This is a genomic window from Paenibacillus sp. FSL R5-0517, from assembly GCF_037974355.1.
Taxonomy (GTDB): Bacteria; Bacillota; Bacilli; order Paenibacillales; family Paenibacillaceae; genus Paenibacillus.
Map to the genome: position 1 here is coordinate 5639166 of NZ_CP150235.1, position 22458 is coordinate 5661623.

General features: G+C 48.2%; 15 protein-coding genes. 3 read left to right on the forward strand and 12 right to left on the reverse strand.

The genetic code is table 11. The annotated features are described in order from the left end of the window. Nucleotides 1–253 precede the first annotated feature (253 nt). From MKX40_RS25180 to MKX40_RS25195, 4 genes are all read right to left on the reverse strand, one after another. A complete protein-coding gene (locus tag MKX40_RS25180; protein WP_339237423.1) occupies nucleotides 254–1228 on the reverse strand; it encodes a metallophosphoesterase in 975 nt (324 codons plus the stop codon). A gap of 175 nt (nucleotides 1229–1403) precedes the next feature. Next, the gene (gene sdhB, locus MKX40_RS25185) at nucleotides 1404–2168 is read right to left on the reverse strand and encodes a succinate dehydrogenase iron-sulfur subunit (RefSeq protein WP_339237426.1); all 765 of its coding nucleotides are present in this window, start codon (nucleotides 2166–2168) and stop codon (nucleotides 1404–1406) included. 417 nt (nucleotides 2169–2585) lie between these two features. Then, the gene (gene sdhA, locus MKX40_RS25190; RefSeq protein WP_253440597.1) at nucleotides 2586–4328 is read right to left on the reverse strand and encodes a succinate dehydrogenase flavoprotein subunit; all 1743 of its coding nucleotides are present in this window, start codon (nucleotides 4326–4328) and stop codon (nucleotides 2586–2588) included. A gap of 44 nt (nucleotides 4329–4372) precedes the next feature. Next, entirely contained in the window at nucleotides 4373–5041 is a 669-nt protein-coding gene (locus MKX40_RS25195) for a succinate dehydrogenase cytochrome b558 subunit (protein ID WP_315937826.1), read from the reverse strand. 295 nt (nucleotides 5042–5336) lie between these two features. Between MKX40_RS25195 and MKX40_RS25200 the strand changes: the two genes are divergently transcribed. Next, nucleotides 5337–6260: a LysR family transcriptional regulator gene (locus tag MKX40_RS25200; RefSeq protein WP_339237432.1), complete on the forward strand. Its 924-nt coding sequence runs from the start codon at nucleotides 5337–5339 to the stop codon at nucleotides 6258–6260. 59 nt (nucleotides 6261–6319) lie between these two features. Here MKX40_RS25200 and MKX40_RS25205 read toward each other — a convergent pair whose 3' ends face one another. Beyond that, complete coding sequence (locus tag MKX40_RS25205; protein ID WP_091020848.1) at nucleotides 6320–6991, reverse strand: TrkA family potassium uptake protein; 672 nt, start codon at nucleotides 6989–6991, stop codon at nucleotides 6320–6322. Between the two features lie 49 nt (nucleotides 6992–7040). After that, on the reverse strand, nucleotides 7041–8381 hold the full coding sequence (locus tag MKX40_RS25210; RefSeq protein ID WP_339237436.1) for a TrkH family potassium uptake protein: 1341 nt from the start codon (nucleotides 8379–8381) through the stop codon (nucleotides 7041–7043). Nucleotides 8382–8880: 499 nt separating this feature from the next. Here MKX40_RS25210 and MKX40_RS25215 point away from each other — a divergent pair, with 499 nt between their 5' ends. Next, nucleotides 8881–10578 carry a type II CAAX endopeptidase family protein gene (locus MKX40_RS25215; RefSeq protein ID WP_339237439.1) on the forward strand — a complete coding sequence of 566 codons (1698 nt, stop codon included), beginning with the start codon at nucleotides 8881–8883 and terminating at the stop codon, nucleotides 10576–10578. Here MKX40_RS25215 and uvrC read toward each other — a convergent pair. Continuing rightward, on the reverse strand, nucleotides 10547–12634 hold the full coding sequence (uvrC, locus tag MKX40_RS25220; RefSeq protein WP_339237441.1) for an excinuclease ABC subunit UvrC: 2088 nt from the start codon (nucleotides 12632–12634) through the stop codon (nucleotides 10547–10549). The two genes, MKX40_RS25215 and uvrC, sit on opposite strands and share 32 nt — an antisense overlap. 427 nt (nucleotides 12635–13061) lie before the next feature. After that, complete coding sequence (trxA, locus tag MKX40_RS25225) at nucleotides 13062–13379, reverse strand: thioredoxin (RefSeq protein WP_036605788.1); 318 nt, start codon at nucleotides 13377–13379, stop codon at nucleotides 13062–13064. 264 nt (nucleotides 13380–13643) lie between these two features. On the opposite strand from trxA, the gene MKX40_RS25230 reads away from it, so the two are divergent. Next, on the forward strand, nucleotides 13644–13799 hold the full coding sequence (locus MKX40_RS25230) for a hypothetical protein (RefSeq protein ID WP_017692450.1): 156 nt from the start codon (nucleotides 13644–13646) through the stop codon (nucleotides 13797–13799). A gap of 124 nt (nucleotides 13800–13923) precedes the next feature. Here the strand turns inward: MKX40_RS25230 and dnaI are convergent, their stop codons facing one another. The 4 genes from dnaI to MKX40_RS25250 form a co-directional block, all read right to left on the reverse strand. After that, entirely contained in the window at nucleotides 13924–14874 is a 951-nt protein-coding gene (gene dnaI / locus MKX40_RS25235; RefSeq protein ID WP_253440604.1) for a primosomal protein DnaI, read from the reverse strand. A gap of 251 nt (nucleotides 14875–15125) precedes the next feature. After that, nucleotides 15126–17921 (reverse strand): alpha-mannosidase, encoded by a 2796-nt coding sequence (locus tag MKX40_RS25240; RefSeq protein WP_339237443.1) that lies wholly within the window; start codon nucleotides 17919–17921, stop codon nucleotides 15126–15128. Then, nucleotides 17918–21097, reverse strand: a complete 3180-nt coding sequence (locus MKX40_RS25245; protein WP_339237445.1) for a beta-galactosidase — start codon at nucleotides 21095–21097, stop codon at nucleotides 17918–17920. Before MKX40_RS25245 ends, MKX40_RS25240 begins: the two co-directional genes overlap by 4 nt. Continuing rightward, nucleotides 21094–22413: a glycoside hydrolase family 125 protein gene (locus MKX40_RS25250; RefSeq protein WP_339237447.1), complete on the reverse strand. Its 1320-nt coding sequence runs from the start codon at nucleotides 22411–22413 to the stop codon at nucleotides 21094–21096. The genes MKX40_RS25245 and MKX40_RS25250 overlap by 4 nt, the downstream gene beginning before the upstream one ends. Nucleotides 22414–22458 lie beyond the last annotated feature (45 nt).

A 22458-nucleotide genomic window follows, 5' to 3' on the forward strand; every position in this document is an offset into this window, starting at 1 on the left:
CCATTCATGTTGAATCGTTCACTGTTGTACGTTTACACTTGCCACTCCGATGACAGAATAACCTTCCGATCGCTGTTATCCCCAGATTTTTTTATTCCCTACTTCAAAGGGAAAATACGGAGATAGCGTATGCTTCCGATGTAGCTTTCTTTCAGAAAGCTTTTAGGCGAACAGTTCGCTTCTTCACGTTATTTCTGTACTCTCTGTTCTCATGTAAAAAGTTTAGTTGAACTAATATGATCTCATATTCCTTTTATGTGGTTAATCCTTTAAGCTCAAAAACTGTTAATTCCGGTCTGCACAAAAAACGAATGGGCAGTTGGGTCATGCCAAAACCACGATTCACATACACGGGCATCTGTGTCTGAGTGGAGTAATATACCCCCTGGACATTCGTGTAATACAGCCCCTGAACATACTTGTGTGAACCTCGGGGAGTTGTCAGTGCCCCTACCCATGGAAATCGTACCTGTCCACCATGGCTATGACCGGAAAGCTGCAATCCGAAACCATAGGGCGTGGCAATGTCGGCATAATCCGGTTCATGCATAAGCAGCAATTTCCACAAATCTTGATTCAATCCCTTGATGGCTTGGGCAGGATCAGGCCTGCCTGTAAGTGCGTCATCCAAACCAGCTATGGCCAGACGTTCGCCCCCTTGTTCAATCACCACATGTTCGTTCCTTAACAACTTGAACCCTGCTTCATGGAACATGGCAGCCACTTCATTCTGCTGTCCGCCCCGATAATCATGATTCCCCAAAACAGCAAATTTGCCATACTTGGCTTGCATGGAGGCGAGTAACGGAATACATTCACGCATCGGCTCTGATTCCCTCTCGACTATGTCTCCGGTAAAACAAATCAAGTCCGGTTGCTGCTCCTCAATCGTTGCCGCCAGCTTTCTCATCTCTTTCACTCCGGTATGAAAACCAAGATGGGCATCACTGAACTGAACTACACGCAATCCGTCAAACGCCTTTGGGAACTTCGGAAGTTTCAGTTCCACTTGCTTGATTTCCAGACGACGTGGCTCCCAAAGCCAGGCATAACCCCCGGTGAGCAAGCTCGCACCCGCCGTCATCAAAATCATGCGCAATAAGAAACTTCGGCGAGAGGGATCATGATCCTTTTCCTCTCCAGGAAACACAGACTCTTCTGAACCCGGTGCCTTGTACGAGCGCTGGGACGGCGAGTTTTTGCTACCCTGACGCGGTGTCTCTGCCATATCTCCCCCTCCTTCTACGCTCCATATCCATCCCCTTAGTATATCATATTCTTCATGGGTAGCCCGGTTCCTCTGCTTCAGCACAAAAAGAAGCCGGGATCTCCGGCATGTTGCTGCACGGGATCACGACTTCTACTATGTTGCAGATTACACTTCTGCACCTGTTATGACGAGATTATACACCCAACCAGCGTTTGAACATATGCTTGGTTGTTTGTTTGTTCATTTCCGCAATGGAGGTTGTCAATGGAATGCCTTTTGGACAGGATTGCACGCAGTTCTGTGAGTTACCACAGCCCTCAATGCCTCCGTCTTCCATCAACGCTTCCAGACGATCGTCGGCGTTCATCTCCCCTGTTGGGTGAGCATTGAACAGGCGCACTTGGGACAGTGCTGCTGGACCGATAAAGTCTGTTTTCTCATTGACGTTCGGGCATGCCTCAAGACATACACCACATGTCATGCATTTGGACAGCTCGTATGCCCACTGACGCTTCTTCTCAGGCATCCGTGGACCTGGACCGAGGTCATAGGTACCATCGATTGGAATCCATGCTTTTACGCGTTTCAGGGCGCCAAACATCCGGCTACGGTCAATGACCAGGTCACGAACCACCGGGAAGGTCTTCATCGGTTCGATACGAACAGGCTGTTCGAGCTTGTCGATCAGGGCTGCACATGCTTGACGTGGCTTGCCGTTGATAACCATGGAGCAGGCACCACAGACTTCTTCGAGACAGTTGGAATCCCAGCATACAGGAGCAATGGATTTGCCATCTGTATTGACCGGATTACGCTGAATCTCCATCAGGGCGCTGATCACATTCATGTTGGGACGGTACGGTAGCTCAAATTCTTCGTTGTACGAAGATGACTCCGGGCTGTCTTGACGGGTGATGATAAACTTGACGGTTTTGTTGGCTGTAGCTTGTTCCGCCATATCGTTGTCCCCTCCTCTGGTGACGATGATTGTATTGCTGATGCGCAAAGTTACTGGTTTGGTGCACGGGAGACGCTTCGTCAGCGGAATGCCCCTCTGATCGCTGTTATCCCCGGATTTTTTTGATCAACCCTTCACAGGGTTAAAATCCGGGGATAAAGGCGAGCGCTTCGCTTCTTCTGGGCATTTCCGCTTCCTCCGCTACGTCGTGCACTGAGTCACTTTGCTGGAAACTGCACTCCATTCATGCTGGATGGGCAGTATTGAAGTGCTGAAGCATTGCTAGGCGCTTGCTTCTTCTGGGTATTTCCCTCACGTTGATGGCAGTAACTTTGAAGAAGGCTCTGCTTCTCCAAAGTTCTCCTGCCTCTCCGTTCAGGTGCTTACTATTTAACCTTATAAATAAATCCGTGATATTTAATCCTTGGAGTAATCCCGGATACGTGGTGGGATCAGGGATACGTCTACTGGCTCGTACGAGATTTTCGGGCCTTCCTTCGACCAGCTTGCGATGGTCGTTTTCAGGAACTCTTCGTCATTACGTTCCGTGAATTCCGGTTTGTAATGCGCGCCGCGGCTTTCGTTACGGAGCAGAGCGCCGAGAGTCATTGCTTCTGCCAGTTCAATCATGTTCCACAATTGACGGGTAAACGCTGCACCCGGATTGTTCCAACCGGAGCTATCGTACATGTTGATTTTGCCATAACGCTCTTTCAATTCCTTGATCTTGCCAATCGTGGCTTCAAGCTTGTCGTTGTAGCGTACAACCGTCATGTTGGCTGTCATCCACTCGCCAAGCTCTTTATGAATAACATAGGCATTTTCTGTACCCTGCATTTTCATGATGCCTTCGTATTTATCGCTTTGTTGTTTGGTGTGTTTCTCAAATACGGAAGAAGGGATATCCGCGGACGATTTTTTGAGTCCTTTGATATATTCAGCCGCTTTTGGTCCAGCCACCATACCACCATAGATCGCGGATACCAATGAGTTGGCACCCAGACGGTTTGCACCATGGTATTGATATTCACATTCACCAGCTGCGAACAGCCCTGGAATGTTGGTCATTTGGTTGTAATCTACCCACATGCCGCCCATGGAATAATGGACTGCCGGGAAGATTTTCATTGGGATTTTACGCGGGTCATCGCCCATGAACTTCTCATAGATCTCAATGATTCCGCCCAGTTTAACGTCCAGTTCCTTCGGATCTTTATGAGACAAGTCGAGATAAACCATGTTCTCACCGTTCACGCCCAGCCCCATATCCACGCAGACGCTGAAGATCTCACGTGTTGCAATATCACGCGGAACCAGGTTTCCGTAGGAAGGATACTTTTCTTCGAGGAAGTACCAAGGCTTGCCGTCTTTGTAAGTCCAGATCCGTCCACCTTCACCACGCGCGGATTCGGACATGAGACGCAGCTTGTCATCCCCTGGAATGGCTGTTGGGTGAATCTGAATGAACTCCCCGTTTGCGTAATTTACACCTTGTTGATACACGGCACTTGCCGCTGTACCTGTGTTAATGACCGAGTTAGTCGTTTTACCGAAGATGATACCCGGACCACCACTCGCCAGAATAACCGCTTCTGCCGGGAAGGTCTGCACCTTCATCGTTTTCAGATCCTGAGCTACAATCCCGCGACATACGCCTTCATCATCCAAAACCGCCTGCAGGAACTCCCAGTTCTCATATTTCGTAACCAGGCCCGCTGCTTCCCAGCGACGTACCTGTTCGTCTAATGCATAGAGCAATTGTTGTCCTGTTGTCGCTCCGGCAAATGCGGTACGGTGATGCTTCGTTCCCCCGAAACGACGGAAATCAAGCAAACCTTCCGGTGTCCGGTTAAACATTACGCCCATACGGTCCATCAGGTGAATGATGCCAGGTGCTGCTTCGCACATCGCTTTAACCGGAGGTTGGTTCGCAAGGAAGTCACCGCCGTATACCGTATCGTCAAAGTGTACCCATGGGGAGTCACCCTCACCCTTGGTATTTACCGCTCCGTTAATGCCGCCTTGTGCGCATACAGAGTGGGATCGTTTAACAGGAACCAGTGAAAATAAATGAACATGGACTCCGGCTTCAGCCGATTTGATCGCCGCCATCAAGCCCGCGAGACCGCCGCCCACAATAATTACATTCGTTGATGCCATTGATGTTCACTCCCTTATAAGTCAGCATTTAACTCGATAAATGCTTAGATTAGAACTGTTTTTACTACGTCAACCATTGAAGTTACTGCTTGGAAATCCATGCTCCGGAAAGCGAACAAGGAAGCAATAAACATAATGGAGATAATACCGAACAAGCTCATGCATACATAAGAGGACACACGCTGCGCACGCGGACCCACGGTAATCCCCCAGCTAACAAGAAACGACCACAGACCGTTGGCAAAGTGGTAGGATGCCGCAACTACACTGATCAGATATAGAATAAATGTTACCGGGTTCATCACGATATCGTGAATAACACCGCCTAGCTGTTCGTGGGTGACTGTACCCAACGCAACCTGCACCCGCGTCTCCCATACATGCCAGATAACGAATACAAACGTAATAACACCACTGACACGCTGCAACGTATAACGCCAGTTGCGCTCATTGCCATAACGTCCCACGTTAGGCTTGGCCTGATATGCAATATACAGACCGTATACACCGTGATAGAACAACGGTAACCAGATAAGGAGCGTTTCCAAAACAATAACCAGTGGCAGACTGTTCAAGAATGCAACAGCACCGTCAAAAGCTTCTTTGCCGCCTTCAACTGCCGAGAAGTTCGTCACCAAATGCTCAACAAAAAACAAACTGAGCGGAATGACGCCAAGCAAGGAGTGCAGCTTTCTGGAGTAAAACCCTTTCATAAAATGTCGATCCCCTTTCGCTAAATACAACGTTTTCATAAATAATTTTACTTATCATGACACGAATCCTTTTCCATGAAAAGGTTCGACAAATTGTTCCGTTTTCCCCAGGTGTGAACAACTTGTGTCACGCTTCATGTTACTCCTTTTTTTCTTATAAGGGAATTGCAATATAATTATTAAATGTTATAACCTATAGGTATAAGTAGTGAAACATTGGGTTTACAGGCCATACAACATGGAAAACGATTAATCAAGGGCAAGAATCACACTCATGGAAAAGAGGTCATTGTTCATGTTCGAGGAGTTAAATGCATTTGCAGCGGTTGTGGAGCAGTCCAGCCTGAACCGTGCATCCAAGTTACTGAACTTGTCCCAACCCGCACTCTCACGCAAAATATCCAAATTGGAGGATGAACTCGGGGTCGCTCTCTTCCACCGCCGCGGCAAACGACTGGAGTTAACCAGTGTGGGCCAGTTCGCCTATACCTTCGCGGTTGAACAGAAGCAGCAGCAACAGAAATTCCTCACCATGCTCGCCCAGTATAAAGACGAAGAACAGAGCACCATTACACTCGGAGCCAGTCTGACGACGCTTCAAACCACGTTGCCACCTCTCGTCAATGCCTTTATGGAGAAACATCCAAATGCCGAACTAAAACTGTTGACGGGAAAAACACATGAGATTGTCTCGTTTGTGCGTGACAAAAAAGCCGATGTGGGCATTGTCGCCTCCTCCATCAGTGAAGTGGGGCTTAACTGTGTGCCGCTCTTTGATGATCACCTGGAACTGGTTGTGCCGCTCACACACCCCCTGTCCGGTAAGGAAGCCGGGATGGAGCACTTGCAGGATCTGCCGATGATCACGTTCTCCAAAGGTACCTGGTATCGCAAATTAACGGACGACCTTTTTCAGCGCTGTGCCGTAATGCCGGATATTCGCATGGAGATTGATTCCTTCGAAGCGATCATCCGACTTCTGCCTTCCGCCAAAGCTGCTGCGCTATTGCCCAAGTCATATCTTCGTCCACAATTGCTCGCGGACAATGATCTTGTTTCTGTTCATTTGCCACAATTACAGCAGACCCGAAGAACAACCTGCATGATCTATGGGGATAAAGAGGGCCTCAGCGAGACCTCCAGACAATGGGTCAAGGAGACGGTTGCACTCTTTACAGCAAAGGCGCCATTGCCCTCACGGAGGACTACGACGCCTTAGCTTTGATCTGAATGAGCCAGGCTCCAACGTCTGGCTTCCATTTTAACTCATGATGATTATCAGCTCTCCTGGCTAATAACTTCTTCTTCAAATCGGTCGATATCTGCATTATTACCAATAATGACCATGATATCCCCCATCTGAAGCGAGTCTAGTGCTGTCGGAGCAATAATGACCCCGGCTTCTTTCTGTAACGCCACAATGCTGCAACCAAAGCGTACACGTGCATTCAGGGTTGATAATGTTTTGTTGTGCAGACAGGCGGGAACCTTCATCTCGACAATACTGTAATCATTGGATAATTCAATGTAATCCAGCAAGTTCGGGGTAACCAGCTGATGGGCAACCCGAATACCCATATCCCGCTCGGGATAAACCACACGATCAATCCCCAGCTTATCCAGTGCTCTTCCGTGAAGAACGGATATGGCCTTGGCTACGACCGTCTTGACGCCCAGTTCTTTTAACAGGATCGCGGTGAGAATGCTCGTCTGAATATCATCCCCGATAGCTACGATACCACAATCAAAATTGCGAATACCCAGAGAGCGTAACACTTCCTCATCAGTCGCATCGGCTACAACGGCATGGGTGACCAATTCACTCATGTCTTCGACGACTTCTTCATTTTTATCGATACCGAGTACCTCGTAGCCGAGTTCCATTAATTCCTGTGCCAGACTGGAGCCAAAACGCCCAAGCCCAATCACCGCAAACTGCTGTGTTTTCATTGTTCTTCACGAACCCCTTATCCAAATCAAATTCATAACTCACCAAATTTTATCCAATAATCATTTTGCCTTCCGGATACCTGTATAATTCCTTACCCTTTTTCTGCCCAAGTGCATACGCTAATGTAATAGGTCCAAGCCTTCCTGCAAACATCGTAAAACAGATCAGGAGCTTGCCCAGAGTGGTCAGCTTCAGCGTCAGTCCGAGCGATAATCCCACGGTGCCAAAGGCTGAAGTTGTCTCAAATAGGATCATCATAAAACTGGCTTCTTCTGTGGTGCTCAGCACCATTGTTACGGCTATGATGAACAAGAGCGCCAGTAATGTAATGGTAAGTGCCTTGAAAATCCGTTCCTGTACGAGACGATAGCGGAAAAACACGATATCTTCACGTCCACGCATCATCGCGATGACGGCACCAGCCATAATCATAAATGTCGTTGTTTTGATCCCGCCTCCGGTAGAGCCCGGTGATGCCCCAATGAACATCAGGATGATCATAAAGAACTGCGTTGCCTGTCGGAGCCCGGCAATATCTACCGTATTGGCTCCTGCTGTTCGCGGCGTAACGGACTGGAAGAATGAACCGAGAATTTTGCCACCCCAGTTCAGGCCACCGAGTGTCCGCGGATTGCTGAATTCGAATACGAAAATGACAAGTGCACCAAAAACAATCAACAATCCAGTCATTAACAGGACAACTTTGGAGTGCAGAGACAGCTTTCGCGTTTTGCGGTAATCCACCAGATCTGACAACACCACAAAACCGATACCGCCAGAGACAATCAGGAACATCGCTGTAAAATTCACCAGCGGGTCATATACAAACCCAGTGAAACTGCGAAAATCACCGAACATATCGAATCCGGCATTGTTGAACATAGAGATGGCATGCCAATATCCATAATAGATCGCCTGTCCGACCGGCATGTCAAATGACCAGCGAATCGCAAACAACGTGCCACATATGCCTTCGATAATAAGCGAGTAGATCACAACTTTGCGAATTAGCCGGACAATGCCCTCCATCGTGCTCTGATTCATCGCTTCCTGCAGAATCAGCCGTTCTCTAAGCGAAATCCGCCGTTTGAACGCAATGGCAACCAATGTAGACATCGTCATGAAGCCCAGTCCGCCAATCTGAATCAGGATTGCAATGACAACCTGACCCAGCACTGAGAAATGAGTTCCAGTATCCACCACAACCAAACCCGTGACACAAACGGCCGAAGTTGCTGTAAAGAGCGCATCAATAAACGCAAGACTGTCGCCGCTACGGCTGGATGCCGGAAGCATTAAAAGCAATGTGCCTACCAAAATGATGCCAGCAAACCCTAACACAAGAATACGGGGTGGCGATAATCGCATCCATTGAACATTCAGTTTCACTTGAGTATCTTCCACCTCTTCTGCAATGAAAATAACTCCACGCCCGTGGAGCCTTCTTCATCTGAAATGCTGTTGCCAAACGTTAAACATGTATGAATCAGATTAAAACGACATATATAATGAAGTTGGAATATATTCTATTCGTTCCCTTGTTGGGCGAAAGACATGCGAATCGTTGCACATTTGCTTCAAAATTATAAGCGCTGCAGCGTTTGTAGACAAAACGGTTTTTGTGTAAATAGCATCGAATTCAGCCAAAAAGGGAAAAACTCAGATATGACGACGAATGAATCAGATTCTTTCGATCCTTTTCATTCATTTTCAAGGATTTACACCAGTTTTCGTTACATCATTGGCATTCGGTGTATGGCCTGTGCTATGTTAACTTAATATCCATATTAGTGCGTGTTCAAAAAGGACGGTTTTCAGTACCAAGAAGATGGGATGAAGCTAGAAACTTTTTGAACAACCTCTATTAAATAAGGAGGAACAACATTACATGAATCCCTTAGGGCAGCCTTTGCTACTCAAGGCTAACTTCAAGCGTCTGGGGTTGCTTGCGGCGATTGGCCTGATTCTATTTTTTGTATTTCAGATCTTTCCTGCTACCTCATCGCAAACAACCGAAATTTCGTCCACGTCCTTCATAAGCAAGGAGCAGGCGACGCAAGCCGCACGATCATTCGCAGCTTCTGTGGATGACTATACTTTGCCAAATGATGGTGGAAAACCCTTGGTAACCTACCAGACACATTCCGATATCTACGGGTATATGGCCAAAACCAAACAACTTGATACCTATAACCAGAAATGGGAAACAAGCTATCCTTACGATGTATACCGCGTTCGTTTGCCTGACCAGGACAGAGGCGGTTATCTTCATGTTGACGTACATATGAAAACAGGAAAAGTGGTCGGCTTCAAACGGGAACTGCCTTCTTCCCTCTACACCGCCATTGAGGCGGAGCAGAGCACCGGGAAAGTGACCACATCGCAAGTACTTGCCGAAGGCAATATGTCACTGGATGAGAAAGAACAGTTGGCGGCTGGCGTTCTGACCGAATTCGGTTATGAAGTGCCCACACTTCAACTGGATACTCGCGATGGTGAAGCGGGACTGAAGTATACAGATCCTGCAAAAGTCATTGGAGATTCCAAACTTGAACTGAATTTTACGTTTGAAGATGGTGCCGTACGATCATTCGATCCTGGCTTCTCGGTCCCTGAATCCCATACCGACTATGTAAAAGCTCAAACGCGCCAAGCCAATTGGATGACGTATGGTGGCTATGCATTCCTGACCTTTGTTCTGGGCGTGCTCGCCATCATCTATAGCATTCTGACCCGAGCACATACGTCCTTCAAACGCGGGATCATTCTCTCGCTGGTGTATTTTGCAGCATCGGTTATTGGTACGCTGAACATGATTCCACTATTTCAGGCACAAGGGCTCTCCAGCTTCATGTTAGCGTTCCTGATGTTATTGCAGACAGGTATTACGCTGGTCATGAGTGCAACCATCTATCTGTCCCTCGTTGCCGGTGACGGCATGTGGCGTAAAATAGGTCTGAATCCTTGGCCTCGTGCCAAAGAACCGGGATACGGAAAATATGTACTTCACAGTATGTTTGCCGGTTACCTGTGGGCATTCATTCTGTTGGGTGTTCAATCCATCCTGTTTTTCATTCTGGAGCGAAGCATCGGCACATGGTCAACGACGTCAGCAGATCAATCTACATTTAACATGACCTATGCCTGGCTCTTCCCGATCATGGCCTGGATGGCCGGTATCGGTGAAGAAGCCGTCTATCGACTGTTCGGCATTCGCATGATGCAGAAGATTGTGCGTAACACGTTTATTGCCTGTCTGATCCCAACGATCATTTGGGCACTTGGACATACGTTATATCCGATCTACCCGGTCATAACCCGGCCCATTGAGCTGATGGTCATTGGATTGCTGTTCAGTCTGATCATGCTGCGTCACGGCTTCATTGCCGTTGTATTCGCCCATGTGATCTTCGACAGCTTACTGATGGGACTCAGCCTGGTCTTTATGGGAGATGCCCTGAATATGGCTGCCGGACTCTTCTGGATTGTACTCCCGGCCATCGTTGGATATCTTGTCTACAAATTCAATCCAAAACAAAAAGAGAAGCCGTATGTTACGACTCCTCATCCCGAAGTGCTGCAATAATCTGATTTGCCAACTTGTCACCAATAGATAGAGGCCGGAAGTCTTCGACGCTGGCCTCTTTTATTTTGCGCAAAGAGCCAAAATGCTTCAACAGCAGTTTACGCCGCTTCTCTCCGATCCCCGGAATGGCATCCAAACGTGATGTTACCATCGACTTGCCACGCTGTTCCCGATGGAACGAGATCGCAAAACGGTGGACCTCTTCCTGTATCCGTTGCAACAGGTAGAATTCCTGACTATCCCGAGGCAGGGAGATGACTTCCGGTGGATTACCGATCATCAACTGTGAAGTCTTATGCTTCGCATCCTTCACCAGTCCGCATACCGGAATAAACAGCCCCAGCTCATTTTCCAAAATATCGACCGCAGCCGAGATCTGCCCTTTACCACCATCGACCACAATCAGGTCAGGCTGGGTCAGGTTTTCTTTTAATACCCGCTCGTAACGGCGACGAATGACTTCCCGCATGGTTTCATAATCATCCGGTCCTTCAACTGAACGGACCTTGTATTTCCGATATTCCTTCTTATCCGGTTTACCATCGGTAAATACGATCATGGCAGATACCGGGTTTGTACCCTGGATGTTCGAGTTATCAAACGCTTCGATACGGTGAAGCTGATCCAGTCCAATAAAACGTCCCAGTCCTTCAGCAGCTTTGGATGTCCGTTCTTCATTTCGCTCAATCAGGCGGAACTTCTCTTCCAATGCTACACGTGCGTTATCCACAGCCATGGTGATCATCTGGCGTTTCAATCCACGTTGCGGGATGAGCACTTTGACCTCCAACCACTCCTGTAAAGCAGCAGCAACCTGAGTCGGGTCTTCCAGACCTGCTGGGAGCTTTTCAGTTGAAGCGGTTGTATCCGTTGTAAGAGCATCCTCTTGCATACTGTCAGGCTGTTCACCTTCTGACTCCGCGGAACTTCCATAAGCTGCACGGGTCTCAGCAACCAGTGGCTGGTTAGCGGTACTTTGCTCCGCTTGTTGCGCCTGATCAAACTCTACCGTAACTGCGGCAGGCACCGATCCATCAGCATCAGAACTCGTATCCGTACTGTCATCACCGGTCGGCATATCTTTGGGCATTTCCGGCAACAAAATTTCTTGTGGCAATGCCGGATTATCACTGTAATATTGCGTAACGTAGGACATGAAGTCACTATACGCCTCACCGTAAAACGGGAAAGTGGATACGTGACGTTCAATCATTTTACCCTGACGCATATATAGAATCTGGACACACATCCAGCCTTTATCAATGGCAAACCCAAATACATCCCGGTCTCTGGCATCGGCCATCGTAATTTTCTGTTTTTCCATCATCGCATCGATGGCGATCACCTGGTCGCGCAGTTCCTTGGCCCGTTCAAAATAAAGATCCTCCGCGGCCTCCTGCATCTTGCGCTGCAAGTCCTTCTTGATCTCTTCGTGACCACCGCTTAGAAATGAACCAATCTCTTGTGAAATCTGGTCATACTGCTCCTTCTCCACTTCCTTCACACAAGGGGCAAGACATTGTCCCATGTGATAGTACAGGCACACTTCTTTGGGCATTACACCACATTTGCGCAGTGGATACATACGATCGAGCAATTTTTTCGTTTGGTGTGCCGCATACGAGTTCGGATAAGGTCCGAAGTATTTGGCTTTATCTTTCAGCACACGCCGGGTTACTTCCAGACGGGGGTGCTTTTCATTCGTAATTTTAAGATACGGGAATGTCTTGTCATCCTTAAGCAACACGTTATAACGCGGCATATGTTTCTTGATCAGGTTACACTCCAGAATGAGTGCTTCCATATTGCTGCCCGTCACGATATATTCGAAATCACGGATTTCGGACACCAGACGCTGAGTCTTTCCGTTATGACTGCCGATAAAATAAGAGCGTACGCGGTTCTTCAGCACTTTGGCCTTACCGACATAGATAATCGTGCCTTCACTGTTCTTCATCAGGTAACAACCTGACATATCTGGCAGCAAAGCGAGCTTGTGGCGAATCTGCTCCAATGCCTTCTCCTGATCCTGCAAATCATTCATGAATTGATCCATAATTCGGTGAATCCTCCTTCCCGAAAAAGCTGAAATCCTGACTTTACATGAGTTACTCCGATGACAAAATGATCTTTTGGTCGCCGTAATACAAGAATTTTAATACCTTTATATCAGTTAAACTAAAGATAATTCACACGAACACTACGATAACAGAACAACCATCCAATCGCTGTTATCCCCTGATTTTTTGATTCCCTTTTTTAAAAGGGAAAATCCGGTGATAGCGTATGCTTCCGATGCAGCTTTCTTTCAGAAAGCTTTTAGGCGAACGCTTCGCTTCTACAGCTCATTGCTGTCTCCGTTAACATGTAAATTTCCAGTTTCATTTTATATAAATAGTATACTTTATATTGTCCTATATAAAGGTATTCGACGCAAAACGCCCCCGGTATGTAAACCGGAGGCGTATGTTTAAGCCTGTAACTTATTGGTGTTTTTCAATAATTCCTTTGAGCGCATCTTTCGAGTTCAGACCAACCACTTTATCTACCGGTTGACCATCTTTGAAGAAAATCAACGTTGGAATGCTCATTACGCCAAAGCGGGAAGCAGATTCCGGATTTTCATCCACGTTAACTTTAGCAATTTTCACTGCATCGCCAACTTCTGTGGACAGCTCTTCCAGGATTGGAGCGAGCATTTTACAAGGACCACACCAAGGCGCCCAGAAATCAACAAGAACCGTTCCTTCGCCTTCTACTTCAGCGTTGAAGGATTGATCGGATACGTTAACAATAGCCATGAAATTGTCCTCCTTATATATACTTACGGTTTTATTTTAACCTGTAACGTCGTGAACGACACTTCCAGTATAACACAGGTACATTAAACTTGTGAATTGAACGCTGCAATGTTCATCTTCCCAACATCAAATCTTCACAATTACAGGATGTAGCATACCACTGCAAAATCTTTACAAACGCTTTCTTTTCCAAGTATACTAAAATTACTCCGGGTTTGCAGCCGCTTCAGGCCAAGCTGTCATTCCCCATAAGGAGGCAATAACATGGATGCAAATGTGCGGATCAGCGACCCGCGTGAACATGTGAACGAGGAACCCCGCAACGATCTATTTGATCTGATCGCGGGTGTTGCCGGCATGGCCGGCCTGATGACAGTGATCTTTTTCGGTATGGTCATCTTCAAATTCCTCACCGAATAGGTTGCTCAGGCTCACGCAGGACCAGAAAAGCCCGGTTTTCGCACAATGCGAAAGCCAGGCTTTTTTTGGGACTACTTATAATGTAAAAAGTACATTTTACCGATCAGACCAAAAGAATTACCGGTTAACGTTTGCCGCGCTGATTCTCACCCCGAACGGAGATGACATCCACGAATGGACGAATCCGGTCCATGAGACGCTGGCCTTTATTCATTTCCTCGCCGTCCCGATTGGTGAAGCTAAGATGTTTTTCAAGCCCATCCAGATTGTAATTGGACGTATAGAACGTTGGTTTGCGATTCATCCGATAGTTCAGAATAGACCCCATCACATGATCCCGAACCCAAGGGTTCAGATTCTCTGCCCCGATATCATCAAAGATGAGCAGATCACAACTTTTCAGAACATCCGTCATTTCCTTCAGCTTCTGCCCTTCACTGATCATGGATTTCAGATCCTCCACAAAGTCAGGCATGTAAATAATGACACCCGTGTGGCCTGCCACCGCCAGTTCATGCAGCAGATAACACATCAAAAACGTCTTGCCTGTCCCGAATGTCCCTTCCAGGAACAGTCCTTGCGGAGATAATCCGTTCTCCTTGGTCTCCCTAATATAACGAAGCACCTGATTCACTGCCGGAGCACGCATCCGATCCTTGCCCATGATCTCCACGTCGTTATATCCAGCACTTAGCGCACGCTCATCCACATAGAAACTGCGAATGCGTTGCTTAATGATATGTTCATTTTGCCGGGCGACATGTTTGGAACAAGGTGCTTTTATATCTATAATTTCGGGTTTACCGTTAAAATGTTCTACTTCCAGTTTGCAAAAGTGGCCCTGAAAATCGTTAGGACAGTTGTCGAGTCCCGGACAATTCGCACAGTTCTTTGAGTCTTTGGCGTACTGAAACAGCTTGCTCAGATCGGTCATGAGCTGTGCATCTTGCAGTTCAGGATGACCTGCACGGAATTCGCGTACGTACGGATTTTCCATCAATTCCGCCGCAATCCGCCGCGATTGCTCACGAAAGGCAGGGTTCAGCTGCTGAAGCAGTCCTCCCAAGGATTCCATGGCTTCAAGCCCCCTTAATGTTTCAATATAGAATAAACAATTGAAGTGCTCCCTAGCCATGTTGATGGCATAGAAACTTTCGATCGTTTGCAATTCTACTGTTCATTCTATAGAAAAACAACCAATAACTCAACAGATACATCTGGTAAATAGCGTACCCCTTCCACCACCATACGTAATACCTGATTCATCGCATACTAGTAGTCCTGTACCTTTTAGTGCATGTCCAAAAATCTGTTTTTCAACCTCGTTTAGCGGCGCAAGCCGACAGTGATGATCTCACATGAATCAGCCTGTATGTTCCATTCCTTACTGGCAAATGATAATGTTGATGCCTCTTCTATGCTGTGGGTATGGAGCCTTTCGCCCTCTTCTTCCAATATGTTGCTCTTATACGCCAATTCGAATGGTTGCGGATTTGCTTGCGATGCAGCAAGCTTCAAGTTAACGGACTCGGTGGTCATATTGTACCAACGGAGCATCACATCACCGGAGTCTTCATTCACCTTGAGTGAGGAAAAAGCCAAGCCGTCTCCTTGCCATGCCAATGGTGTGCTGCTAGGTGTCAGATAACCCGGATGTACTTCCGTCTGTGCCAATGTCCATGGAACTTGGAACTGGTAGGCCTCCTTATATGCACCTGACGCTGCACCATTGCCATCGTGAGGAATAACCTCGATCTGAAATGTATGTTCACCAAGGCATTGTGCTTCCGGTGTCGGGAACAATCCCCAGTCTCCAAGTTCGCCCACAGCACGAAGCAACGTAACGGCGATGGTGTTTCGTCCATCCTGAAGAACTTCATATTCGTTCAGACCCAGATTGGCTACGACCAATCCCGCATCTTTTTCACTCACATCCACAAAACTCTGTTGATGTTGTGTATTGCTTGGATTTTGCCACTCCGGTGCAGGTGTGTTATCACGTGTCGCAATTTCAAACATGGAGTCCACATGATGAACAGCAGATACAAGATCTGTTGGGAAGAGTGCGCGCACCCGATGATCCTTCGCCTGATTGTTGAAGGTGGTTTCCATTTGCACTCCTTTTCCACTACGGCTTAATGATATAACCGTACGGATCTGGAGGGGAATCATTTTAGTTGAACGCTGGGCTTTGCGATGTGGATAATAAATCAGTTCTCTCTGTTCCTTGTCCAGCGTTTCATCCGCTGACTCCGGTATTTCCCAATGATGAATCACTTCGAACGAGGCCGAGTAGGAAGTATCCTCAAGAACCCGAATCTCTGCTTGAAGGTCGCGTGTTGTTCGCGCCACTTCGTTCTCTGGCTGCTTGAACATGTATTCATTACCGATATCGCCCACATTTTCGTACACGCCAAGGTCTTTGTAGGTCCGGCCTGTCCGTTTATCCGTGAGGGTGAATGAACCATTGTTCGCTATCGTGACGATCATATGTTGATTTTCCACGCCACGTTCCCCACGCAACAAGGTAGTCGTTTGTGATGGAATACCACTCGTTGCGGCATCCGTAAAGTTGACCAATGCATAGGTCTTCAGACCAAATGCAGCTACATTCTCTGTTTCAAAACGAAGACGAACACGCCGACAGCTATACGGCTGGCGGAAGCGATCATCCGGCAGATCATAGCCGAATTGCAGACCCAGATCCTCCACCGTACATGGAATCTGCGTACCCTCTTCATCTACCAGGATACGATCTGACAGGTCAACAGCTTTCATCTGCACCGCCATCTCTTCCAGCGTGTATCCTTCCCGGAAATATAACCGAGCCGCATCCAGTTCCATCTGAACCACACCGCTACGTTCCCAGCCCGTTGTATTAAATACCACAACAGGTCGAGCACTTTCGCCATAGCGTGCAAAGATGGAGGTATCCACGGCTGTGGCAATCTGATTGGTGCTGTCCTCAATTAATGCTTCTGCCACATGGCGGCTCTTATCAAATCGCGTCACCATCTCGCGATGCACCTCATCCACACTGCATCCACAGATGCTGTCATGCGGGTGATTCTGCATAAGCGTTTTCCAGGCATATGTCAGCTGATCATGTGGATAGGCATGCCCAAGCAGATAGGCATAGGATGCCAGGGGTTCAGCCACCTTTTCCAGCATGGTCTGGCCCAGCTGGTTCATCTGTTTCAGATACACACGAGCCGAGGCAGTGTTCACTAGAGTTCCCCAGCCATCGGTACGTTGGCTGCGCAGTTCACCTTTGACCGTGGACAGCTCATGTTCAGCCGATGCTCTCAGGGCAGTCAGATAATCTGGAAAGTTCGAGTGAATGAACTCGATATCGGGATATAATTGCTCAGCCATACGAATCGCTTCCGGCAGGTCTCGCTGAATCGGCTGGTGATCACATCCGTTCATGTATAACAACTCATTCGTGGATGCATATTTCTCCGCGTCGGCAAGCTTGGTTTCCCAGAACTTTCGGGCCGAAGCCTCGTCTACCGGAACTTCATTCCCGTTGGAGTACCAGTTGGCGAATAATACGCCGAGTACTTTCGATCCGTCTGGCCCTTCCCACATCAGCTCCGAGAAGCTTGATTCATATCCGGCATCCGATACCGTATTATTGAAGCCCGTAGGCTTCACACCCCGGCCAAAGAACACATTATCAATGCCGGATTGCTGCATCAGCTGCGGAGTCTGTCCGACCAATCCGAATGTATCGGGAAAATAACCAATTTTCGAAGGGGTACCATAACGCTTGGCGTCCTTATGTCCAACCTGCATGTTGCGTACATTGGCTTCTCCACTCGTCAGAAAGGCATCCTGTAGAATGTACCATGGTCCAATCACAATCCGGCCATTGCGGATATGCTTCTCCAGTCTTTCCTTCTGCTCCGGGCGAACCTGAAGATAATCTTCGATGATAATCGTTTGTCCATCCAAATAAAAGCTTTTATAGTCTGATCCTTCATCCAGCTGATCCAACAGTGAATCGACGAGCTGAACGAGCCGCATATGATGCTTCTCATACGGCAAGTACCATTCCCGATCCCAGTGGGTATGCGAAATAATGTGCGCTCTCTTCGACTTGTTTGTCCGGTTGATCATCGTGTTACGCCACCTCTTTCCTCATGTTGTACAATCTCAACCTCATCCGGGCGATATACGGCCTTCAGCTCTCCGGCAGCATCTGTGGCAAACAGCACCGAACGATTTTTCTCCAATTGGAACGCATACGATACACCCGTACGTTGATCTCTCACATGAACTTCATGGTTCAAGGCAAACTCCGATACGAATACATACAGATTTCCTTTTGGAAAACTCAACTTCCGGCCGTAGATTCCAGCGATATCCCCACCGGATATCCATTCCAGCTCCTGTTCGACGCCCGAAATCTCAGTGGCATAACGATACAATTCAGCAAGTGGTTCATCCCGTCCGTTTAACTCGAGCGGCAGTGGGGTCCAGATCAATTTTCCTTTACCCAAAGGCAAAACAGTTACTTCATCTGGTGTACCCTTATCCCCATGAAGTAAAGTCTCCTTCGCCACCTCGGCGATCCGACGTCGTCCATAGGTCACCCGGTGATTCACGCCATTAATATTCAGCAGCTCTTCCCGCTGCACGTTACCCAGACTGCGTTGGCCGACGATATGATCTGCCCGGTCACTTGTTTTCCAGTACGCATCCAATCCCAGCGGCCCTGTAATGAGCAGGCTCGTGCCTTCCTTCTCTGCAAACGTGAGCAATTGATGCAGTGCGTCGCTGTCCATATTATGCGGACTCGGCACGATAACCAGCTTCGGTGGCTCCTGCTCCAACGCTTCCAGATGATATTCGGATAACGCACGGAATGGCAGTTTCAGATCATAGGACATCACGCGAGTCAGTTTTGTTGTGGCATCATAGGCTAGAGCACGATTGGAAAAGTCATTGGAATACGGGAACACCACGGCAATATCCTCCAACTCGCGGTCTTCAAAGAGATCACGAATGCCATGCATGAATCGGCCAAAATCATAAGACACATCCGCCTCTGGCTTCTCCGTGCCATCTGCACGCAGCGCTCCGATATGAGACTCATTGGCATTATCCATATAGAAGTTCGTGTTCCAGATCCATTGCACTGCTCCTGCGCCACCTGTCGAGAAAGCATAGGCGTACTTGCGTTCGAGAATGCCGCGCAGCTCTTCTTCCGTACGTTTGGCTCGTCCATCCGGGGTTTCCACATACATGATGCCCGTCTCCTGAATGAGATTGGGCTTATGTGGCGTTTTGGCGAAAATACCGTCCCAGATCAGATCATCGTTTAACCACCAGGAATGCACCGTAGTATAATCCACTTCACGTTCATAGAAGAACGGCGAAGGGCGCTGCGCACCAAGGGCTTCATCCTGCCCCACGGTGACCAGATGATCGGGAACCAGATCCTTGATCGTACCTACAAGCTCTCTTGCCCAAACATTGTGCATCTCCATAGAAAAGAGACAATAATCGAGCCAGCGTGTTCCTTTTTTGGCCTTGTGCATATCCTGTACATCAAAATTAATCTCTTCTGCCTCCGGAATGGCCGCTGCTGCAAAATTGGGAAGCTGCTTCGGTGACATGTTCCATGCTTCCTGCAATGCTTCAATCGTCTGATGCCGCTGCTGAAGCCACTCTACAAAAGCCTGCTGTTCATACGCATCCCTCGTGGAGCGTGGGCCAGCCGAAAAAATCTGTACTGGATCAAACATCGATGGCTCATTAATCAGATCCCAGTCCACATGCGTTGTATGCGTGTGACGACTAACGATGCTGCGGATGAAACGTTTCTGTGCTTCGACACTTTGCTGGTCCAAATACGGATTCGTCCCTTCCCATGTCTCCGGTGTAAAGGAGAAGAAGGTAAACGTGACCTGCAAACCATGCCGCTTCGCTGTTAACAGGAAAGCATCAATGGCACGCAGCACGTCCTCAGCCATGTGACCGTCCACCTGCATCATATTGCGATAAGCGGTCCAGATTCCCGTCCGAATCCAGTTGATCCCGGCTTTCGCCATCTGTGCCATGTCGCGATCCCAGACATCCGCGTTCGGCAGAAACAGAAATTTCCGTGCCACATCCGAGGTCATGTAGGTCATACCCACAACAGGGAGAGGTCGTCCATCTTTCACAAAATAATCTCTGCTGCGGGTGATTACTTCCCCTTCTGCCAGCAATGCGGCATCCTGTCCCCAGAAGCCTTGCCGAAGGATTCGAACTTCCCCATCAGGTGCCTGTGCACGGCTCACAATCCGATACAATCCACTTTCAATGGAAACCGGGAGAAGTATGCGTTCGAAACGCTGTTCACCGGAAAGTTCCATCTCCAGTCGATGGCTCCATACCTTTTCTGCCATGCCATTAGCGCGATTCTCATGCTCCACTGTTATGTCGAATGTCCACAGCTCAGACGCTGTACATCTGTTGCCTGCTCGCTGTAAAATCTGACCTTGAAGTGTGAGAACTGCCCGCTCATCTGGCTCATACGAAGCATAATTCGTTTTCAGGGTTAGCTCGGTGACACCTTGCGCACAGAATTGTGCCCACTTCACCATCTCGCCTGCGCCATCCTGCTCCCAGAATGAAGGAGTCAACGGCAGATGTACAAACATCCAGCGCGAACCAACGAAAGTCCCCCGGGAATTTTCCCATAGGACGATTGGAGCAGCAATGCTTCGATCATCCTTGTTGATCCCGCGAAGCAAAGAGTGAATCTGTGTACTCATCGTGCCTGCTGAACCCATCTGGTGTGGCAAATCACTGTTTTTGGTCGTATGCGGAACCAGATTCCATGTATCTGAAATCTCGAAAAGTCCTTCTTTTCCGGCCAGAAGCGGGATCTGTTCAGATGAAGTGAACGATTGCACACCGTCAGCAGATACGTTTAACGCCTCATGAATATAGAGCTCCTGGTGATAGGCGGTCTGCTCGGACTCTACAACCCATGCCCCATTCTCATATCGAACCGGGCGTTTAAATGGTGCGCCCCCCACACTGATCAAGCTTCCACCCTGATGCAGATAAGCTGCAATCTCCGTCCAGGCGGACTTGGGGAAATAGGGTGCATGCAGATTGATAAAACATCCTTCACCAGCCGTCGCTTTCAACGCCTCTGCAAGTTCATCAGCGTTCACAACACTAATCTCTTTGACTGCTTCCCACGTATTCAGAGCCTGTTCAGTTGGAAAAGCCCCATCCACTGGAAACGCAGGGTCAGCGAAGATAATCAGCTTTTGATCCTTAGGTTGGATACTCATAATAGGCCATCCTTCATGGATGTATAGACCAACTGGGAGAACAGGCTGTTGGACCATGCAAACCATTTTCGTGTAAAGATCGTTGGATCATCGGCGTGGAAGCCTTCATGCATATATCCGGTATCTGCATCTGTCGCTTCAAGCATGCGGATAATCTCCAGTTTCTCCTCGGCAGACTGCGCAGTCAATCCTTGCATGGACAATCCCATATGCCAGATATAATTCGGCGGGGTGTGCGGGCTACCGATTCCTTTGGCAACCTTACCCTCATAGTAAAATGGATTCTCTTTGCTCAGAGCAAAGCGGCGCGTATTCTGATAGATTGGATCATCCGCCGTGACGTAACCCAGATAGGGGATGGACATGAGTCCCGGTGTACCGGCATCGTCCATGAGACAGTGGTTGCCATAACCGTCCGTCTCGTACGCATAAATCGGTCCAAATTCGGGATGACGATAAATACCATACAGCTGAATGCCGTGATCCACGTCCTGCTCCAGATCCTTCAACTCCTGCAAAATTTCCATATCCCTGAATACCCACTCGGCAAACTCCTGCATCTGACGCAGAGCAACAACCGCGAACATGTTGCCTGGAATGTTGTAGTGGAAGTCACACGCATCATCACTGGAACGGAAACCGGACCAGATCATACCTGTGTAGTTGACTGGCATGCCTTTTCCGTGATTGCGCAAGGAATCTGTCGGGATACCGTTATTGCGAGTGAAGCGATACGGAGATTGTTCCATATGATGCTGTTCGACTTTGAACAGATCCACAATTTTACGCATCGCTGCCTTGAAACTGGAATCAAAAATGTCAGTCAGCTCGGTTTCCTTCCAATATAGATAGGCCAGGCGCACAACGAAACATAATGAGTCAATCTCAAATTTGCGTTCCCACACCCAAGGTGACATCTCGGTCTCGTCCGTGGTATTCCAGTGCCAGTCGTTGGCCGTCTCATTGAAGGCATTGGCATATGGATCGATGTGAACGTACTGGATATGACGTTTGATCAGCCCGCCGATGATGCGTTGCAGGTCCTCGTCTTCTTTTGCAAACGGAATGTAGTGTACGACCTGCTCCACCGAATCACGCAGCCAGGAAGCCGGAATATCTCCTGTGATGACAAAAGTGGTACCGTCCTCCATCAACTTAGTGGTTGTTTCGATGGTATTGGGGAAGCAGTTTTTGAATAATTGTAGCAGCTTTGGCCTGTGAGCCAGTTTCTGTTCTGCTTCTTCGAGCACGGCCTGAATGGATTGTGGCAAAGCAACAGGCGGCATGGGTATTTTGGGTAATCTAAACTGTTCCATGGATGAGTGCAACTCCTTAAACAAATTGAATGGTGTAGCTATACA

Coding starts and splice junctions, on each gene's coding strand:
- sdhB (WP_339237426.1), bottom strand. CDS start 2,168: ATGGCGGAACAAGCTACAGCCAACAAAACCGTCAAGTTTATCATCACC.
- MKX40_RS25195 (WP_315937826.1), bottom strand. CDS start 5,041: ATGAAAGGGTTTTACTCCAGAAAGCTGCACTCCTTGCTTGGCGTCATT.
- MKX40_RS25215 (WP_339237439.1), top strand. CDS start 8,881: ATGAATCCCTTAGGGCAGCCTTTGCTACTCAAGGCTAACTTCAAGCGT.
- MKX40_RS25230 (WP_017692450.1), top strand. CDS start 13,644: ATGGATGCAAATGTGCGGATCAGCGACCCGCGTGAACATGTGAACGAG.
- MKX40_RS25240 (WP_339237443.1), bottom strand. CDS start 17,921: ATGATCAACCGGACAAACAAGTCGAAGAGAGCGCACATTATTTCGCAT.
- uvrC (WP_339237441.1), bottom strand. CDS start 12,634: ATGGATCAATTCATGAATGATTTGCAGGATCAGGAGAAGGCATTGGAG.
- MKX40_RS25245 (WP_339237445.1), bottom strand. CDS start 21,097: ATGAGTATCCAACCTAAGGATCAAAAGCTGATTATCTTCGCTGACCCT.
- MKX40_RS25205 (WP_091020848.1), bottom strand. CDS start 6,991: ATGAAAACACAGCAGTTTGCGGTGATTGGGCTTGGGCGTTTTGGCTCC.
- MKX40_RS25200 (WP_339237432.1), top strand. CDS start 5,337: ATGTTCGAGGAGTTAAATGCATTTGCAGCGGTTGTGGAGCAGTCCAGC.
- MKX40_RS25250 (WP_339237447.1), bottom strand. CDS start 22,413: ATGGAACAGTTTAGATTACCCAAAATACCCATGCCGCCTGTTGCTTTG.
- sdhA (WP_253440597.1), bottom strand. CDS start 4,328: ATGGCATCAACGAATGTAATTATTGTGGGCGGCGGTCTCGCGGGCTTG.
- dnaI (WP_253440604.1), bottom strand. CDS start 14,874: ATGGAATCCTTGGGAGGACTGCTTCAGCAGCTGAACCCTGCCTTTCGT.
- trxA (WP_036605788.1), bottom strand. CDS start 13,379: ATGGCTATTGTTAACGTATCCGATCAATCCTTCAACGCTGAAGTAGAA.
- MKX40_RS25180 (WP_339237423.1), bottom strand. CDS start 1,228: ATGGCAGAGACACCGCGTCAGGGTAGCAAAAACTCGCCGTCCCAGCGC.